Annotated in this window: 1 protein-coding gene; it reads left to right on the plus strand. The window is 35.9% G+C overall.

Features of this window, described 5'->3' with window-relative positions; genetic code table 11:
* Positions 1–404: hypothetical protein (locus EII37_RS10915; RefSeq protein ID WP_221620944.1), on the plus strand; the 404-nt coding region annotated here is incomplete at both ends.

Below are 404 nucleotides of genomic sequence, written 5' to 3' on the forward strand. Positions count from 1 at the left end.
TTTAGTCCAAATGGTACAGAGTTTCCAGTCGGTTCTAATAATGACGGAAAACTATACATGATGTTGACAGGAATGGACTATGGAACAATCAGGCGCAAAGACTGGACAAGTCCGTTAAATACAGCTCTCAATGTACAATATACTAATACTTCAATTATTGCTGGAGGTAGATATTTTGAACTGATAAATGAAACGGTGGCTTTAAAAGCAGATTCTGTCAACTATATTCATGCAAATATTGACTTAACTCGAATCGAACACCCCGTTACTTTATCGGCCGAAACTTCAAACAATAGCAGCAATGTTGATTTAAATAATAATTCAGGTGTACTAAAAGTTGTGATAGATATTAGAACAACTAACGGAACTGGAGTTATAAACGCTAAGAGCCCAACTGAACATAC

It is taken from the genome of Streptococcus sp. OH4692_COT-348, from assembly GCF_003859975.1.
Classification (GTDB): Bacteria; Bacillota; Bacilli; order Lactobacillales; family Streptococcaceae; genus Streptococcus.